The organism is Acinetobacter gandensis (assembly GCF_001678755.1).
GTDB lineage: Bacteria > Pseudomonadota > Gammaproteobacteria > Pseudomonadales > Moraxellaceae > Acinetobacter > Acinetobacter gandensis.
The window spans coordinates 1-15,853 of record NZ_LZDS01000012.1; the positions used below are offsets into that span (position 1 = coordinate 1).

17 protein-coding genes and 1 rRNA gene are annotated in these 15,853 nt (G+C 40.5%); 8 read left to right on the forward strand and 10 right to left on the reverse strand.

Annotation, left to right across the window (positions count from 1 at the left end; all coding sequences use genetic code 11):
* From A9J31_RS15755 to A9J31_RS04975, 4 genes are all read right to left on the reverse strand, one after another.
* Positions 1-75, reverse strand: a 16S ribosomal RNA gene (locus A9J31_RS15755); the annotation flags it as partial.
* Between the two features lie 438 nt (positions 76-513).
* Entirely contained in the window at positions 514-1,584 is a 1,071-nt protein-coding gene (locus A9J31_RS04965) for a DUF6670 family protein (RefSeq protein ID WP_067762858.1), read from the reverse strand.
* A 28-nt stretch (positions 1,585-1,612) separates the two neighbouring features.
* Positions 1,613-2,440: a CDP-diacylglycerol--serine O-phosphatidyltransferase gene (gene pssA / locus A9J31_RS04970; RefSeq protein ID WP_067762859.1), complete on the reverse strand. Its 828-nt coding sequence runs from the start codon at positions 2,438-2,440 to the stop codon at positions 1,613-1,615.
* A 45-nt stretch (positions 2,441-2,485) separates the two neighbouring features.
* Entirely contained in the window at positions 2,486-3,343 is an 858-nt protein-coding gene (locus A9J31_RS04975; protein ID WP_067762860.1) for a 23S rRNA (adenine(2030)-N(6))-methyltransferase RlmJ, read from the reverse strand.
* A 116-nt stretch (positions 3,344-3,459) separates the two neighbouring features.
* On the opposite strand from A9J31_RS04975, the gene A9J31_RS04980 reads away from it, so the two are divergent.
* Both A9J31_RS04980 and A9J31_RS04985 read left to right on the forward strand, forming a co-directional pair.
* Positions 3,460-4,062, forward strand: a complete 603-nt coding sequence (locus A9J31_RS04980; protein ID WP_067762861.1) for a 2OG-Fe(II) oxygenase — start codon at positions 3,460-3,462, stop codon at positions 4,060-4,062.
* Between the two features lie 70 nt (positions 4,063-4,132).
* Positions 4,133-4,660 carry a hypothetical protein gene (locus A9J31_RS04985; RefSeq protein WP_067762862.1) on the forward strand — a complete coding sequence of 176 codons (528 nt, stop codon included), beginning with the start codon at positions 4,133-4,135 and terminating at the stop codon, positions 4,658-4,660.
* Between the two features lie 49 nt (positions 4,661-4,709).
* On the opposite strand, the gene A9J31_RS04990 is transcribed toward A9J31_RS04985, so the two are convergent.
* The 5 genes from A9J31_RS04990 to A9J31_RS05010 all read right to left on the reverse strand — a co-directional run bounded on the left by A9J31_RS04990 (position 4,710) and on the right by A9J31_RS05010 (position 9,335).
* A complete protein-coding gene (locus A9J31_RS04990; protein WP_067762863.1) occupies positions 4,710-4,967 on the reverse strand; it encodes a DUF2789 family protein in 258 nt (85 codons plus the stop codon).
* Between the two features lie 105 nt (positions 4,968-5,072).
* Positions 5,073-5,333: a DUF2789 family protein gene (locus A9J31_RS04995; RefSeq protein WP_067762864.1), complete on the reverse strand. Its 261-nt coding sequence runs from the start codon at positions 5,331-5,333 to the stop codon at positions 5,073-5,075.
* 160 nt (positions 5,334-5,493) lie between these two features.
* Complete coding sequence (locus A9J31_RS05000; protein WP_067762865.1) at positions 5,494-6,480, reverse strand: malate dehydrogenase; 987 nt, start codon at positions 6,478-6,480, stop codon at positions 5,494-5,496.
* A gap of 170 nt (positions 6,481-6,650) precedes the next feature.
* Positions 6,651-7,232: a ribonuclease T2 family protein gene (locus A9J31_RS05005; RefSeq protein ID WP_171256671.1), complete on the reverse strand. Its 582-nt coding sequence runs from the start codon at positions 7,230-7,232 to the stop codon at positions 6,651-6,653.
* A gap of 126 nt (positions 7,233-7,358) precedes the next feature.
* Positions 7,359-9,335, reverse strand: coding sequence for a lytic transglycosylase domain-containing protein (locus A9J31_RS05010; RefSeq protein ID WP_067762867.1), 1,977 nt, complete (start codon positions 9,333-9,335; stop codon positions 7,359-7,361).
* A 307-nt stretch (positions 9,336-9,642) separates the two neighbouring features.
* Between A9J31_RS05010 and miaB the strand changes: the two genes are divergently transcribed.
* The 4 genes from miaB (at position 9,643) to A9J31_RS05030 (ending at position 13,106) form a co-directional block, all read left to right on the forward strand.
* Positions 9,643-11,100, forward strand: a complete 1,458-nt coding sequence (gene miaB / locus A9J31_RS05015) for a tRNA (N6-isopentenyl adenosine(37)-C2)-methylthiotransferase MiaB (RefSeq protein WP_067762868.1) — start codon at positions 9,643-9,645, stop codon at positions 11,098-11,100.
* A 37-nt stretch (positions 11,101-11,137) separates the two neighbouring features.
* Positions 11,138-12,220, forward strand: a complete 1,083-nt coding sequence (locus tag A9J31_RS05020) for a PhoH family protein (protein ID WP_067762869.1) — start codon at positions 11,138-11,140, stop codon at positions 12,218-12,220.
* 18 nt (positions 12,221-12,238) lie between these two features.
* Positions 12,239-12,721, forward strand: coding sequence for an rRNA maturation RNase YbeY (ybeY, locus tag A9J31_RS05025; RefSeq protein ID WP_067762870.1), 483 nt, complete (start codon positions 12,239-12,241; stop codon positions 12,719-12,721).
* Between the two features lie 88 nt (positions 12,722-12,809).
* Complete coding sequence (locus A9J31_RS05030; protein ID WP_067762871.1) at positions 12,810-13,106, forward strand: antibiotic biosynthesis monooxygenase family protein; 297 nt, start codon at positions 12,810-12,812, stop codon at positions 13,104-13,106.
* Here A9J31_RS05030 and A9J31_RS05035 read toward each other — a convergent pair whose 3' ends face one another.
* Positions 13,107-13,964 carry an energy transducer TonB gene (locus A9J31_RS05035; protein ID WP_213029708.1) on the reverse strand — a complete coding sequence of 286 codons (858 nt, stop codon included), beginning with the start codon at positions 13,962-13,964 and terminating at the stop codon, positions 13,107-13,109.
* A 259-nt stretch (positions 13,965-14,223) separates the two neighbouring features.
* On the opposite strand from A9J31_RS05035, the gene A9J31_RS05040 reads away from it, so the two are divergent.
* The gene (locus tag A9J31_RS05040; RefSeq protein WP_067762873.1) at positions 14,224-14,907 is read left to right on the forward strand and encodes a hypothetical protein; all 684 of its coding nucleotides are present in this window, start codon (positions 14,224-14,226) and stop codon (positions 14,905-14,907) included.
* A gap of 158 nt (positions 14,908-15,065) precedes the next feature.
* The gene (locus tag A9J31_RS05045) at positions 15,066-15,779 is read left to right on the forward strand and encodes a DUF3108 domain-containing protein (RefSeq protein ID WP_067762874.1); all 714 of its coding nucleotides are present in this window, start codon (positions 15,066-15,068) and stop codon (positions 15,777-15,779) included.
* Positions 15,780-15,853 lie beyond the last annotated feature (74 nt).

Sequence of the window (15,853 nt, forward strand, 5' to 3'; positions counted from 1 at the left end):
CTTCATCCGCTCGACTTGCATGTGTTAAGCCTGCCGCCAGCGTTCAATCTGAGCCATGATCAAACTCTTCAGTTTAAAATCAATAGTAGCTTAAAGGCTACCAATCTTGGCTCATCAATTTTCTGACATTAATTTCTCAAATAAACTTCGAGTAATTTCTACCATCAATCAATGAAAATAATTTCGACTGATCAACTAGTAAAAATCCACACAAGTTGTTCTTCATAATCTCTTAATGATCTTCTTACTGATTCGTCACCAGCAAGCTAGGTCGGCTATATTACGCTTTATTTCTAAAGTGTCAACTAGTAATTCAAATTATTTTAAACTTTCTTTCTAAAACCCAACTTAATCAATCTTAACTAAGTCACTGTTTTATCAGAAGTTTTAATCTTCATTACCGCCGATGGATGTGCATTCTACAGCATTTCTTACCCAACGCAACACCTTTTCCCATTTATTTTTTAAAATAGGCAACGTTTGTTTATTTATTCTGCAAAATGGGCTTTTTTTCTACTTTTTTAATGCTATTGGTGCTGTTTCTAGCTGTTGTTCTGTGTTTTTTGCTTCCTTTTTCTTTTCTTGCCATTTGAGCGGCCTGCAATCAATGTATTCACAATAACCCGCTGTTCCCTCTTCCTCATAATCATTAATTTTAACTTGATAGTTAAAACTCCCCACATATCCTGCAGCTAAACCAAATTTAAAATCTCCGCGACTTTGTGCTTGAATCTGAATAGTGGTTTCTCCATCGCTAAATTGCCACTCAAACTCTCGGGGCAAATACATGTGTTGATGATTAGGCGTAGTCACTTTGGGATAAACACGATGCACTTTAAATAACACCTTTTCATCAAACATTACGGCTTTCACTGACGACACTTCACGCAGATAAATTCGCGACTGAATAATTTGATTAAAGTTATTTCTCAACTGTGCCAATAATAGTTGGCGTTGATCTTTTAGATTAATAATTTGATAGGTAAAAAAACACAAAGGTAAATATGGGATATTAATCGCTCGAGCATATTCAAAAGCGCCTAATTGATTAATTTGAAAGCTTTGTTCTTTATAACGAATGCTACCGCGACATTCGCAAAGGAGTGACCAATGTTCAAATAGCCCTAATTTAAGTTTACTAAAATGTGAAAGAATGGGCTTAGTGATAATCTGTAAATCTACTTCAAGCTCATCATCCTCGCGGTATAAATGAAATTCAGGAAAAGAGCCTGTCAGTGTTTCTCTATTTGCAAATTGAAAATATCCTTCTCGCATTTCACATTCATTTTCTAAAGAATAACTATGAAAGTGTCCAACCATTTGTGGGCTAATACTACTAATAACCGTTGCGGTATCAAGTGACGTAGTATGAATTGCGGATGCATTACGCATCATAGGAATATTAGGCTGTCCTAATATGGTGATGAAATTAAAATAATGTAGCGGTGCAGGTAGGTTTGGAATTACCAATCCTTGATGAATAATTTTAAACCAACCTTTAGGCGGGTGATATGCCAGATCAAATGGGAAACGAGCTTGATTGAGTTGTTTCGATTCATCGACTAGATTCATAAGCAACTGCATATCAAGCTCCTTTCTACATTGAACTAACTCATACTGTTGTATTCTTCTTGGCCATTAAAGTGGTAACAAATCCTGATAATGCATAGATAACAGAAAGTACCAAAATTCCTACAGGAATATTGTAAGTCACCGCCGCTAAAATAAAGACGATCACTGGTAGCACTGCGAAAGGAACTCGACGACGATCCACTGTTTTAAATGAATAATATTTCACATTCGAAATCATCAATAAACCAATCGCAATGATGACTACAGCGTTAACTGCTTGAATACCACGCTCACGCAAATCAAATACTTCTGGAATATCAAGACCAACCCAAACCAATGAAATAATCATCACAGCAGCCAATGGGCTTGCAACACCAATAAAATAACGTTTATCGACCACACCAATTTGTACGTTAAAACGCGCCAAACGGAAAGCTGCACATGCGGTATAAACAAAACATGCAGCCAGGCCGATACGACCTAAATCATTAAGGCTCCAGCTATACATCAAAATAGCCGGTGCAACACCAAAAGCCAGTAAGTCTGACAATGAGTCAAATTGCTCACCAAATGGACTTTGTGCACCAATTGCACGTGCGACGCGACCATCTAAACCATCAAATAATGCCGCAATAAAAATGGCATAAATCGCTTGTTGGAATTCACCATTCATACTCGCAATAATGGAGTAAAAACCTGACAACAACGCAGCGGTTGTAATCAGGTTTGGCCACAGATAGATCCCACGACGCTTCACTTTCTGCCCTTCATGGGTATGTTCCTCTTCTTCAACTTCAAATGTAATGCCATCAAACGCATTTTCATCCTTCGAAGAAATGTCCCGTTCAGGTTTATTGGTATTTGTCATTCTTTGATCCTAACTGTGACCTATTTTCTTATTTAAATATAACTGTTATTCGCCAACTAACCAGCGTACAGCAGCATGACCACCATTTTCGTTCATACGAAGATGTGGGAATAACCATTGTAGCGCTTCATCAGCATCTTCTGAGAATTTCCAAGGTGGGTTAATCACCAGTAAACCACAACCATTCAAACCAACTGGAGTGTCATCAGGCCACACACAAATTTCGCATACCAACTGACGACGAATACCGGTTTTGTACATTTTCTTTTCAAAACGTTCAATCATCGCGCGATCTTTAATTGGATACCATACTGCAAAAACACCTGTCGGCCATTTTTTATAAGCAGCAACTAATAGCTCTACTAGCTGTGGAAAATCCTTACGTTCAATTTCGTAAGGTGGGTCAATCATGACTAAACCGCGCTTCTCTTTTGGTGGAATAACCCCTAAAAGCCCTTCATAAGCATCACGTTCATGCAGACCAGCACGTTTATCAAAAATATTGTGGCGCAACTGCTGAAATACATCACGCTGCATTTCAAATATTGTTGCTTTATCAATATCACGCATCCCTTCAAGCGCAAACCATGGTGAGCCTGGATATGCCCCTTTACCAAAGTTTTCACGCATCTTTTCAACAACTTTTAAGTATTGTTGAACACCTTCAGGCGCATTACGTTTAATTGAATCATCAAGTTTAACCAAACGATGAATACCATTTAAAAACTCACCAGACTTTTGCGCTTCAGAAGTCGACAAGTCATATTTACCTGCACCACCATGCGTATCTACATAGCGATAAGGTTTATCTTTATTATTGAGACGACTCAATAACTGAAGCAACAAAACGTGCTTCATGACGTCGGCAAAGTTGCCAGCATGGAAATGGTGACGGTAATTCATGTTTCATTAATTCCTGATATCAACGGATATTTTAGCATGAAAAATAGTTTCATTCCGATGCTATTCTTGCTCTAGAATACGTCACCTTTTTTCTGCTCTATTTAGGGGTTTTGTACATGGAAGCAGCCTATCTCCCAAAGTCTTGGCCGGTTGATCAAATTCTTGATGATTTAGATCAACACGGTTTTACAATTATTGATGATGCTTATACACCCACATATATACATGCACTTGTTGAAGAGTGTCTTTCCAACTTAAATCAGTTCCGTGATGCAGCCATTCAAAATGGCGTGGTCAGCAATATTCGCAGTGATCATATTTTATGGATCAATGAAAACTTAGAATACGCACAACAACATATTCAAGCTTTAAACGCCCTCGCACAAGAATTCAATCGGGCATTTTATTCGGGTATTCAAGATGTAGAAGCCCATTTTGCATGTTATAACGCCGGCGAGTACTACGCCCTGCACCGTGACAATCCACAAGGTAAAAATGGCCGTGTCATTTCTGCGGTTTATTATTTGCATGAAAATTGGCAAGCAGATTGGGGCGGCGAATTACGTCTACAAGATAAAAATGACAAATGGCACATTGTGCAGCCTAAACCCAACCGCATTGCGTTATTCCAAAGTGATTTACTACATGAGGTTCTCAAAGCCAAGCATCAGCGCTTATCGATTACAGCATGGCTACGTAATGACAGTACGTTGTGGTAATCACTATTCCATCCTTTAAAAATTTTAAATTATCCTCATATATGAGGCATTCATAGATGAGGATTCCCCGATGCGTCAAAACACCAAGCAAATCATTCAGCGTATTGGCGAAACTGATCAATTGTTCTTACAAGCGAATACGCCAACATTAGCACTGGAACGTGCTGATCTTCGTCTACAATTAGTCGATATCAGTAAAAACCAACAGGAAAAAGTGCATTTCCTTCAGGAAGCGATTGTGCTGCTAGAACAAGGCCGTATGGAATTTGAAGAAATGCCGATGGCTTTGTATATTGATTTATCGCTGCATTTAGCAAAAGCCTATATGGTGTTCTTTGAAATTACCCAAGAGCAACGTTATGCTCTGATTACGCAGCAAATTATGAAGCCAATGTCCAAAGCTGAGCATGGCGGTATTTATTTCTATCTAGCATACGCTTCTGCCGTTAAAAATGAGCCCGCAATGACTCGACACTGGTTAAACAAATATTGCAAAACATCAGAATTTGAAATGGCGACCTTATTGGAACACCCATCATTCTTAAACTTTCATCAAGAAGATTGGTTTAATCAGTTATGCCAAAGTAAAATGCATTAAATAAAAAAAACACCTCCTATGAGGTGTTTTTTTTATTCGAAGAAACGACTTAGACTGGCTGTAATTTATAAGCATCCATATGTAACTGCTGATTCAGTTCATCTACCCAAATTGCCCAGTCATCATCTTGAACCAAATGACTAATGAGAAAAGAGCGCTGAGACTTATTCCAAAATGGTGCATCGTGCAAAGATACATTGGCCGGCAATTGATGCGTACGTACATAAAGTTCGATCGCAGCCGCACTATTGGCTAACCCCAATTGAGAAAACAATAATTCTAAGGATGGTTTATTTTGATTGAGCATCTCGCCCTCCTTATCAACTAATCTGTCATTTATTATTTAATTAACTTATAAGATATTGATTAAAAAACCTAGCAAAACTGCTAGGTTTGTTGTTTCAAATTGTATTTAGATTTTGCATGACCCTGATAACTTATGTTCTGTATGCAATTGCTCATTTAACACATCGACCACAATGGCCCATTCATCATCTTTCTTCCAATGACTAATAATGAAATCTCGCTGTGACTTAGTCCAAAATGCCGCTTCGTGCAAAGGAATATCCATGGTCAACTGGTGGGTCTCAATGAATTGCTCAATACCCTGCTCGGATGAGTCCAACCCCAATTGATCAAAAAAAAGCTCCAAGGTCGGTTGTTGATCAAACATTATGTTCTCCTTCAGCCTATGCTTATTATTCTTTTAAGTTAGCGCGAAGCCTGACGAGTGTCAGTTACATCATCTACATGAGTTGTTATTTTTTGTTCAATTTTTAATAAAAAAAAGCACCCCAAAAGGAGTGCTTTTTCTAACTTAGTAAAATACTAAATTATTTAATCATGTCAGCAACTGCTGCACGTTCTTCTTCAAGCTCATTTAGAGTGAAGTTGATACGCTCACGGCTGAATTCATCGATTTCAAGACCTTGAACGATTTTGTATTCGCCATTTTCGCAAGTTACAGGGAAACCGAACATTACGCCTTCAGGGATACCGTAAGAACCATCAGAAGGAATACCCATAGTTACCCATTCGCCGTTTGTGCCAAGAGCCCAATCGCGCATATGGTCGATTGCAGCATTTGCAGCAGAAGCAGCAGAAGACAAACCACGTGCTTCGATAATCGCAGCACCACGTTTACCAACAGTTGGAAGGAACACATCTTTGTTCCAAGCAGCATCGTTGATTTTGTCTTTTAAGCTTTCGCCGTTTACAGTCGCGAAACGGTAGTCAGCATACATTGTTGGAGAGTGGTTACCCCAAACTGTCATAGTTTTGATGTCAGAAACTGCAACACCAGCTTTTTGAGCCAATTGAGTTAACGCACGGTTGTGGTCAAGACGAAGCATCGCTGTGAAGTTTTTCGCTGGAAGATCTGTAGCAGATTTCATTGCGATGTAAGCGTTAGTGTTTGCAGGGTTACCTACAACAAGAACTTTAACGTCACGGCTAGCAACTTCGTTAAGCGCTTTACCTTGACCGATGAAGATTTCACCGTTTACTTTAAGAAGGTCAGCACGTTCCATGCCTGGACCACGTGGACGTGAACCAACTAAAAGAGCGTAGTCAGCATCTTTGAATGCAACTTTAGGATCATCAGTACCGATCATGCCTTCTAAAAGAGGGAATGCGCAGTCGTCAAGTTCCATCATTACGCCTTTAAGCGCTTGTTGAGCTTTCTCAACTGGAATTTCTAATAATTGAAGGATAACTGGTTGGTCTTTACCCAACATTTCACCGCTTGCGATACGGAATAATAAGCTATAACCGATTTGACCAGCTGCGCCAGTAACGGCAACACGAACTGCTTGCTTCATGTAATTATCTCCAATTGAGGAAGGTCATAATGATTAAATAGCTGTTCTATCTAATCTTAATAATCATAAACGGCAAAGATTGTACTCCAATCTTTTGGCAGTTGCATGTAAAAGAGAATGCTTTTCAACAAAAGTATGATAGGAAATACAAATAAAATGCAGAAAAAAGCTTAAAACGAACCTTTAATTGTGAATGAAGCTGGACAATTTCCCACAACTGTGGTTGGGCAATGTTTGTACTGACCATTGTTTTTATAACAAATTTGAATTTCAGTCAGCATGCTACTGCCGTGGGTCTGCATACAATTAAACTCTATACTTTGTCCAGCCAAACCGCTATTCATACGTACCATCTTATTTCGTAAAACGCCAACTTGCATGACACGTGTTTCCTGACTGGTTAATTCTTCAGGAACTTTCAGCTTGTCTGCATGGTTAATCACGGTACGGAAATACTGACTCGCATTCATTGGTACACAGCCCCCTATATTATGCCAAAGCGCAACACGCGCATTTTCATCGGGCATAATTCGCGCCACCACTTTGGCTTGTAATGGTGGCAGCTTAGGTGAACTATTGGTTGTACAATCTTTGCTATTGGTCTCTGGATACAGACCCGTAATATTTAAAGAATAGCCTTCCAAACATTTGCGCTTTTTATTTTTTAATGGGTCATAAGCACAAACTGCAGGGACCATTTGCACATCCATCACATATCCATTAACCACAGGTGCTGCCAAAGACACAGACATGCAAAGTCCCGCACCACTACCTAACAGTAGTGATGTCAGTACCCGAAATGCAGGTCTGTTTTCAAGTCTCGGCATCAATCAATTACCTGTGTTGATACGTGTTAAAAAACGATAAAATTAAAAAACTTATTGCGTACTACGTAACGGAATCATTTGCATACGCTTTTCAATTGACTGCGGCCCTTGTCCCAGCAGTAAACCGTAATGCGTTGCATTGGTCATCACATGTTTGACATAGTCGCGGGTTTCAGTCAGCGGAATCGATTCCGTATATTGATCCGCTGCAATCGCTTGGTATTCTGGCTGCCAGCGACGTGCACGATTCGGCCCTGCGTTATATCCCGCGGTTGCTAAAACTGGGCTATTGCTCAGCTGACGCTGAATCATTGATAAATAGTAAGTACCATAACGAATATTGGTATTCATATCACTCAATGCGGCTGGGTTATAACTCTCTCCCATTTGTCGCGCGACCAGTTTTGCAGTATCTGGCATAATTTGCATCAAACCACCTGCTCCAACATGAGAGCGCGCACTCGTCACAAAGCGACTTTCTTGACGCATCAAACCGTAAGCCCATGCTGGATCAATACCAGCATTTCGACTATGACTCACCACATAGCTTTGATGTGGCATTGCATAACGTAAAGAATAATTGTGTTTATTGGTGGTTCGATCTGCCGCATAAATTGCACGATCATACCAACCAATATCAGTTGCACGTTTAGCTGCGGCAAGAATCATGCCATCATCATGCTTTAAATAGGCCTGACGGACAGCCCAGTTCCATTCACGGTTAATATAGCTGTCAGATGCATTAATATTGCGCAATGCAAAGGCACGATTAAAATGAATATCCTGACTCAATCGCTGCGCATCCTGTGCACTAGGCTGCACATTTGACGGAATATTGTTATAAGACTGACCAATTTTGTCACGTGCTAACAAATTATGGTAATCATCCCCCACTGCTAATTTTCGATAAATGTCTTGTGCCGTTCGTTTTGAAGAGGCATCGCCACGCTGCTCTGAAGCACGTGCCAACCAATATTGCCAACGATCTTCTTGCTTTTGTGTCACATTCATTGCATCAATGGCGCGAATCAAACTTTCCCATGCACCAAAACGAATGGCTTGACGTGCATAAATTTCAGCTTCTTCTGAGCTAAACGGCAAACCATAACTGGCATCTAAATAGTTCAGCACTTCACGGTTGAAATTGTTTTTCATCACCGTGGTTCCACCAATATAACCGACACTGCGATACAACGCTTTTTGTACGCTTTCAGGTGTGCCTTCCGCAGCACGCTTAACAGATGACATTGCACCATTTAAATCTGAATCCGCTAAGCGCCCCATCGCATAAATCAGATAAGCATGATCTTCTGCCGTCGCTTTGGGTGCTGCCCAAAGGTAATTTAATGGATTGGCTTGAATGGTATTGAGCTGGGCAAGACTAATATTCACACCAATGGTTTGTGCAGTTGCAATGGCCTGACCGGATTGCCCTGCACGCAATTGCCCCCACATGCGCTGATGACGATCATCTTTCGTCATTAATGGGCTCGACAACATCATGCGGCCTAAGCCTGTACATGAGTCGGGTTGCGAATTGGTGGTCAGCCAAACATCTTTAAATTCGGCGTAGACCAATGGATCGCCAGATTTGGCACGTACTTGAGCAATCGCACAGGTTTCCGCACGATCCGCATTTGAAACGTATTGCAAGACGGGCTGTGCAGTTGCGAAGTCTGCTTGTTTTACTTTTTCTTCAACATAATCGGCAGCAAGTTTTTCAGCCATTGCCGATTGCGGATAACGCTGCGCAAAACTTGTAATGGCGCTAGCAGGTTGCGAAGCCAAATTATTATTCAAAATCCAATACTCTGGGTAGTAGCCCAAAACATCATTTTGCATTGAGTATTGATATTGCTGGAGCAAAGAGATGTTGCCTGAATTGGCCGCTCGTAAAGCATCATTAAATTGCTCATCCGCAGCATACGCTGACAATGAAAGTCCGGATGCAGCCACAGTTAAAGCCAGCAATTTATAGTAATTTTTCTGTGTAAATTTCTGTTTTAACATCCACTTGCCTTCTTTCATGTCAATCTGTCCAATTACAGTACATCTAACCTTACTCGGAATTAGTTTAATAATTCTAAACTCAGCATTGTGTTCTGTTGTGTAACCTTATGATTACCCAATATTAATTTTCAAACATTTTTACTCCATAAATCAATATGAGCCAGTTGTTATTTTAAGCTGTAAGTTTGCCCTCAATTGCTGCTAAAATATCGGGCATTCTTAAAATCCTCTTTTTTGACCTCCGCAGCTGCACATTTCAACTATTGATCTGTCTGTCAGCCACGTATGGTTTATTGATTTTCATAAAATTCCTTTAGGAGCCTACATGACGGTTCAAACCTTCATTCCCAATGGTGCCCAAGCTGCCTCAGAAAACACTGTAACCCAGCCACAGCACACCCCTGCCAACGATGGCTCAGTGAAAAAACTGTACATCGAAACGCAAGGGTGTCAGATGAATGAGTATGACAGTCAACGTATGGGCGATCTTTTAGGTGATTCACACGGTTACGTCCTAACCAATGATCCGAAAGAAGCCGATATTCTGCTCATGAATACCTGCTCGATTCGTGAAAAAGCACAAGAGAAAGTGTTCTCTGAATTGGGTCGCTGGCGCAAACTAAAAGAAAAGAATCCTGATCTTGTGATTGGTGTCGGTGGTTGTGTGGCCTCTCAAGAAGGCGACAACATTCAAAAACGTGCGCCTTATGTCGATATGGTCTTTGGCCCACAAACTTTGCATCGTTTACCGCAAATGCTGGATCAACACACTGAACAAGTGGTTAAGCCGAAAAAAGAAAAAATTCAATTGGTGGATATTTCATTCCCTGACATTGAAAAATTCGACTTTTTGCCGGAACCGCGTGTAGAAGGTTTTAAAGCCTTTGTCTCGATTATGGAAGGCTGCTCAAAATACTGTTCTTTCTGTGTGGTTCCTTACACACGTGGAGAAGAAGTATCACGTCCACTGGATGATGTATTGGCTGAAATTGCAACTTTGGCTGAAAAAGGTGTCCGTGAAATCAGTCTTTTAGGTCAAAACGTTAATGGTTACCGTGGTGAAACCTTCGAAGGTAATATTTGCACCTTTGCAGAGTTACTGCGTTTAGTGGCCGAAATTCCGGGCATTGGACGTATTCGTTACACGACTTCACATCCACTAGAATTTAATGATGATTTGATTCAATGCTATCGTGATTTACCTCAGATGGTTTCTCATTTGCATTTACCTGTTCAAAGCGGTTCAAACGACGTACTTCAAGCCATGAAGCGTAACCACACCATTGATGTGTATATCGATAAAATTGCACGTTTGCGTCAAGTTCGTCCAGACATGCACTTATCTTCAGACTTCATTATTGGTTTCCCTGGTGAAACAGATGCGCATTTTGAAGAAACCTATCAATTCATTAAAGATATGGACTTTGACCATTCTTATAGCTTCATTTATTCAAAACGTCCGGGTACACCTGCGTCTGAACTTGAAGACACGACCTCTGAAGATGTGAAAAAAGAGCGTTTAGCGAAAGTTCAACAATGGATTAAACAATCCAGTATTGATAAGACCGACGCGATGTTAGGCACGATTCAACGTGTCTTGGTAGAGTCTGTTTCAGACAAAGATCCAAACTTATTGATTGGTACTGCTGACAATACTCGTTTGGTGAGCTTCATCGGTGATCCTGCATGGGTAGGTCGTTTTGCTGAAATCGAAATTACCGACATTAAAACTTTGAAGTTTGTTTATGGTGAACTCTTGAATCTTGAGCCTGACGTGGCGTAATGTAAGACTAATCGTCAGACCATATAAAGGAATTCTCTTGACTGCAGCGATTCGACGTACTGTAACTTTTGCTGGTATTCCACTTGACCGTTTACAAAGCATGCTCGGTGCTTATAACGGTCATCTCAAACAAATTGAACAACGTTTAGAAGTCAAAATTTCCCATCGTGCAGATGCATTTTTTGTCGATGGGGAAATCGATGCGGTTGAGAGAGCCGAAAGCCTCCTTCACCGTTTATATGAAGAGTCCGAAACCAACCCACAAATCAGTGCAGATACACTGCATATGATGATTCAAGGCAGTCAAACCGATCGTGAAATTCAGGAAGATTTTTCTGAGAATGAACATTCAGGTTTAGACAATGTCTACTTGCAAACACGTAAAGGTCGAATTAACCCACGCGGTGCCAACCAAAAACGCTATGTGCAACGTATTTTACAAAGCGATATTTCCTTTGGTATTGGCCCTGCTGGTACAGGCAAAACTTACCTAGCTGTGGCCGCTGCTGTCGATATGCTAGAACGCAATGAAATTCAGCGAATTTTACTGGTTCGTCCTGCGGTCGAAGCGGGTGAAAAACTCGGTTTCTTACCTGGTGATTTAACCCAAAAAATTGACCCTTACTTGCGGCCCTTATATGACGCCTTGTATGAAATGTTGGGCTTTGAAAAAGTTGCAAAACTGATTGAACGCCAAGTGATTGAAGTTGCGCCTTTGGCCTACATGCGTGGTCGTACTCTAAATCACTCTTTTGTAATTTTAGATGAAGCACAAAACACTACCCCTGAACAAATGAAAATGTTCTTAACCCGTTTAGGTTTTGGTTCTCGTGCGGTCATTACTGGTGACGTTACACAGGTCGATTTACCACGTGGTCAGCAATCAGGCTTGGCACATGCGCTACGTGTGATTGATAAAATTAAAGAAATTCACATTACTCGCTTCCACTCCCGAGATGTAGTACGTCATCAATTGGTTCAAAAAATTGTTGAAGCCTACGAAGGATGGGATAGCGAACAACAACGCCTAACGGCAGAACAGCGTGCTGAACGCAAAGCACGTCAAGAAGCCTTAGTTGCGGACAATGATGCTAAAGCTGATGAGCAGCATCAGGACTAAACCATTTAAGGATTCATTTTGAAACTTAATCTCTCCTTGCAGCAAAATTTTCAATCACCTGAGTTGGTGGTGAAACGTGCGCATATCAAAAAAGTGGTGGAAACTGCTTTACGTCATATTGAAACTCAAAGTGATTGTGAAATTGGCATCGCATGTGTAGATAATGACGAAAGCCACAAATTAAATTTGGAATATCGTGGTAAAGATAAACCGACCAATGTGTTGTCTTTCCCGAGTGATCTTCCAGATGAAATGGCTGCGATTTTGGATTCATTTCCAATTGGCGATTTGGTCATTTGTATACCTATGGTACTTCGTGAGGCCAGTGAACAAAACAAAGCAGCCCTTACCCATTTCACTCATATGCTAGTACACGGTACGTTGCACCTCATGGGCTATGACCATGAAACATCTGACGAAGATGCGGAAGAAATGGAAGCTTTGGAAATCGAAATTTTGGCCAAACTCGGTTTTGACAATCCATATCTAGAACGAGATTAAGTCCTCAAATAAAAAAAGCGAGCTACGGCTCGCTTTTTTTATGCCTTTATTCCATCATGCTTTCACACAAAAATAAAATGCCACCACTATGACCTATGTCGTAATTTTCAAAGCTCGAATTAAGCATCTCGATTCAAAGTATTTTCAAACAGCGCAGCGCATGCGTGATCGAGCATTATCCACATTCAACTGCCAAAAATTTGAAGCGTTGACTGAAGGTGAAAACGAAATTGCATTGTCTTATTGGAAGGATTTAGCGGATATTCACGCATGGCACAATGATGCAGAACATCAAGCTGCACAAGCCCTCGGTAAAAAAAGCTGGTATCAATTTTTTAGTGTCGAAGTCTGTGAGGTCATTCGACACTATCAATCGACCTGTTAACTAACGTACTTCAAACTCGGCTTCCGCAGGGTCAAAACGCCACGTCCGTATAATACGTAATTCAGAAATATCTTTCATTTTGGCATCAAACTGACCAAATGGTGCCGCTTTACGTACCGAGGTTTTCGCTGCGTCATCAAGCAGAGTCGAACCTGAGCTTTCAATTAAACGAATCGCGCGAATACCACCATTGGTATTCAATATCACCATCAGACGTACTTCACCTGATAATTGCTGTTGTTTAGCAGCTTCAGGATAGTAGCGATTGCCATAAAACTCGACTTTTTGACGGAATTTTTCCATGTAGGCAGCCGATACATCTTGCTTGGCTTGAATCCCATCAATGGTTTTAATTTTTTGCTGACGGCTAAAGTTTTGTTGGCGTTGTAAATATTGCGCTTCAATACTTGCCACCATAGCCGCTTTCGCTTGGAACTGGCTATTGAGTTCTTCAACAGCTTTTTTACGGCTATTTTCTTCGGCTTGTTTTTGCCAACTTAAAGTGGTCATTAAAACTTTTTCTTCAAAGCTTAATTGTTTCTTTTGCTGTAATTGCTCAAGTGCTTCATTTTTTTGCTCGCCCACTTTCTGCTCAATCATGGGTGCAGGCATATCACTCGACATACGATGTGATTCACGAAAAGTACCTGAACCTTGTTGATCCGCTTGTGCCAAAAAGTCAGCATGTTCTACTTCATCGGTGGCAGGACGCAAAGAAACGGCTATTTCTTTGGTATTGTATTCACCTTCTTGCGGCATGGTAAATTGCATTGTCAAAAATGCCAGATGTAACAAAGCCGCCAGTAAAACCGCAGTCGTAAAAACTGGATCTTTCCACCACTCTTTGACCAACGGCATAAACGTTATTTTTTTCAGCATCACATTAAACCGACAATTTGCCGCATTCCCCAAACTGCATAAAACAGTATAAAATAAACCTCGTTTTCATTTTTTTATGAAAATGAGAAATCCATCAACACATCGATAACGCACAATTAAAATCATGAAAATGGTGCAATTTATTTTGCTAAACTGCAAGATCAAAACCTTGTGTTTTTTATAGAAATCGACAAGATACACCCAGTCAAAAATCATAATTTGCCAGGATGCGCCTCTTATGCAAACGCTAATTTCCAATATCTCTAAACGTATACGACAAGTGTACCAAAAAGCAGAAGGGTTTATTGAAGATGAGCGTGAATTCCCGATGTCTCAAGTGTTCCTAAATGCGACCTTTGAACGCTTTGTGACAGATAATGTGAAGATGCTCAAAGACTTGCATGCCGATCTGCACGATGACTGGCTTCGACTATATGCCACACTGGATTATAACGGCCTGGTCATTACACTCTCTGTCGATTTAAAACTGGTACAGATGGAACTCAACAAACAAACCCAACTGATCGTATTTGAACAAATTAGCGATACACAAGTGATTGAAGCGAAGTATCCAAATGTTCTGTATAAGATGGGCGTGCGCATGGCCTTATGGTTCTATCAAAAAGTACTCAACCAAGATCCATTGGGTATGATTTTGGAAAAACTGAACGTTATCAAAGTTAAAGATGACCTACTGTATTTAGACCTGAATCGCTGGCTCGGTAAAAGCCGCTCGATTATCGACACACTAGGCAAAGTCCATGTCAATCATGCTGTTTTACGTGAGGCTGAATTGGTGGTCATCGGTAACGTTAATCTAACAGCGCTGTTTACTAAAATGGCACAACAGCGGATTGAAGATTGGGATGATTCAAATTTAAAAGACGATGAAGTCACGCCTATAAAGCAAAAGGAAAGCTAGACTTATCCTGTACTTAGACATCATGAACCTATAAAAACGCTACACAATATATACATTAGGCACGGATTTGTGACGTGATTCTCCACAATCCAGCCGCATAATAAACATATCAGGTGGTTTAGCCCACCGCACTTCTATTGAATAGGAAAACCATACTTATGGCACATTCAGTTTTGAAAAATTTAGGTCTTGTTGCTGGGGTATCGACTACACTGCTTTTGACTGGTTTCTCAAGTCAGTCATTTGCCATGAGTCCATTCCAAGCAAGCTACCAGTTTAATTACAACGGTAAAAATATGGGTTCAGCAACACGTACCCTGAAACAATCTGGGAATAATTGGACCTATATATTTGCTGCCAAAGCAGGCGCAATTGCCTCTGCAACTGAAACCAGTCGTTTTAGTTTGAATGGCACACAAATTAATTCAAATAGCTTTAGCCGTACCAGTAAAATTTTGGTGCACAACAACACCATGAACATCAATTTCAATGCTGGTGCAAAAACCATTAACACCAAAAAAGATGACAAAGCACGTTCATTTGCTTGGAAGTCTGGTGTGCTAGATGAACTGAATGCCGAATTGCAAATCCGTGAAGATCTGAAAAAAGGCGGTTTGAAATCGAATTACTATATTGCTGATGCCAAAGAAGTTGAAGGCCGTAAATTCGTCAAACAAGGTACTGAAAAAGTCACAACTGCATACGGCAGTTTCGATACAGTTAAAGTCGTTATGAAACATGATAAACCGGGTCGTCAAACCACCTTCTGGTTGGCTCCAAAACTTGACTACTTACCTGTAAAAGTATCGCATCAAGACAACAAAACCTCATATGGTCTACTTTTGACAGGCTATAAAGGTGCAACAAATTAATTGATTTGATCAATTTCGCTTGCATTTTTCTCGGTGCTTTTTAAAATACGCTTTTGCTTTAAAAAGCACCTGCC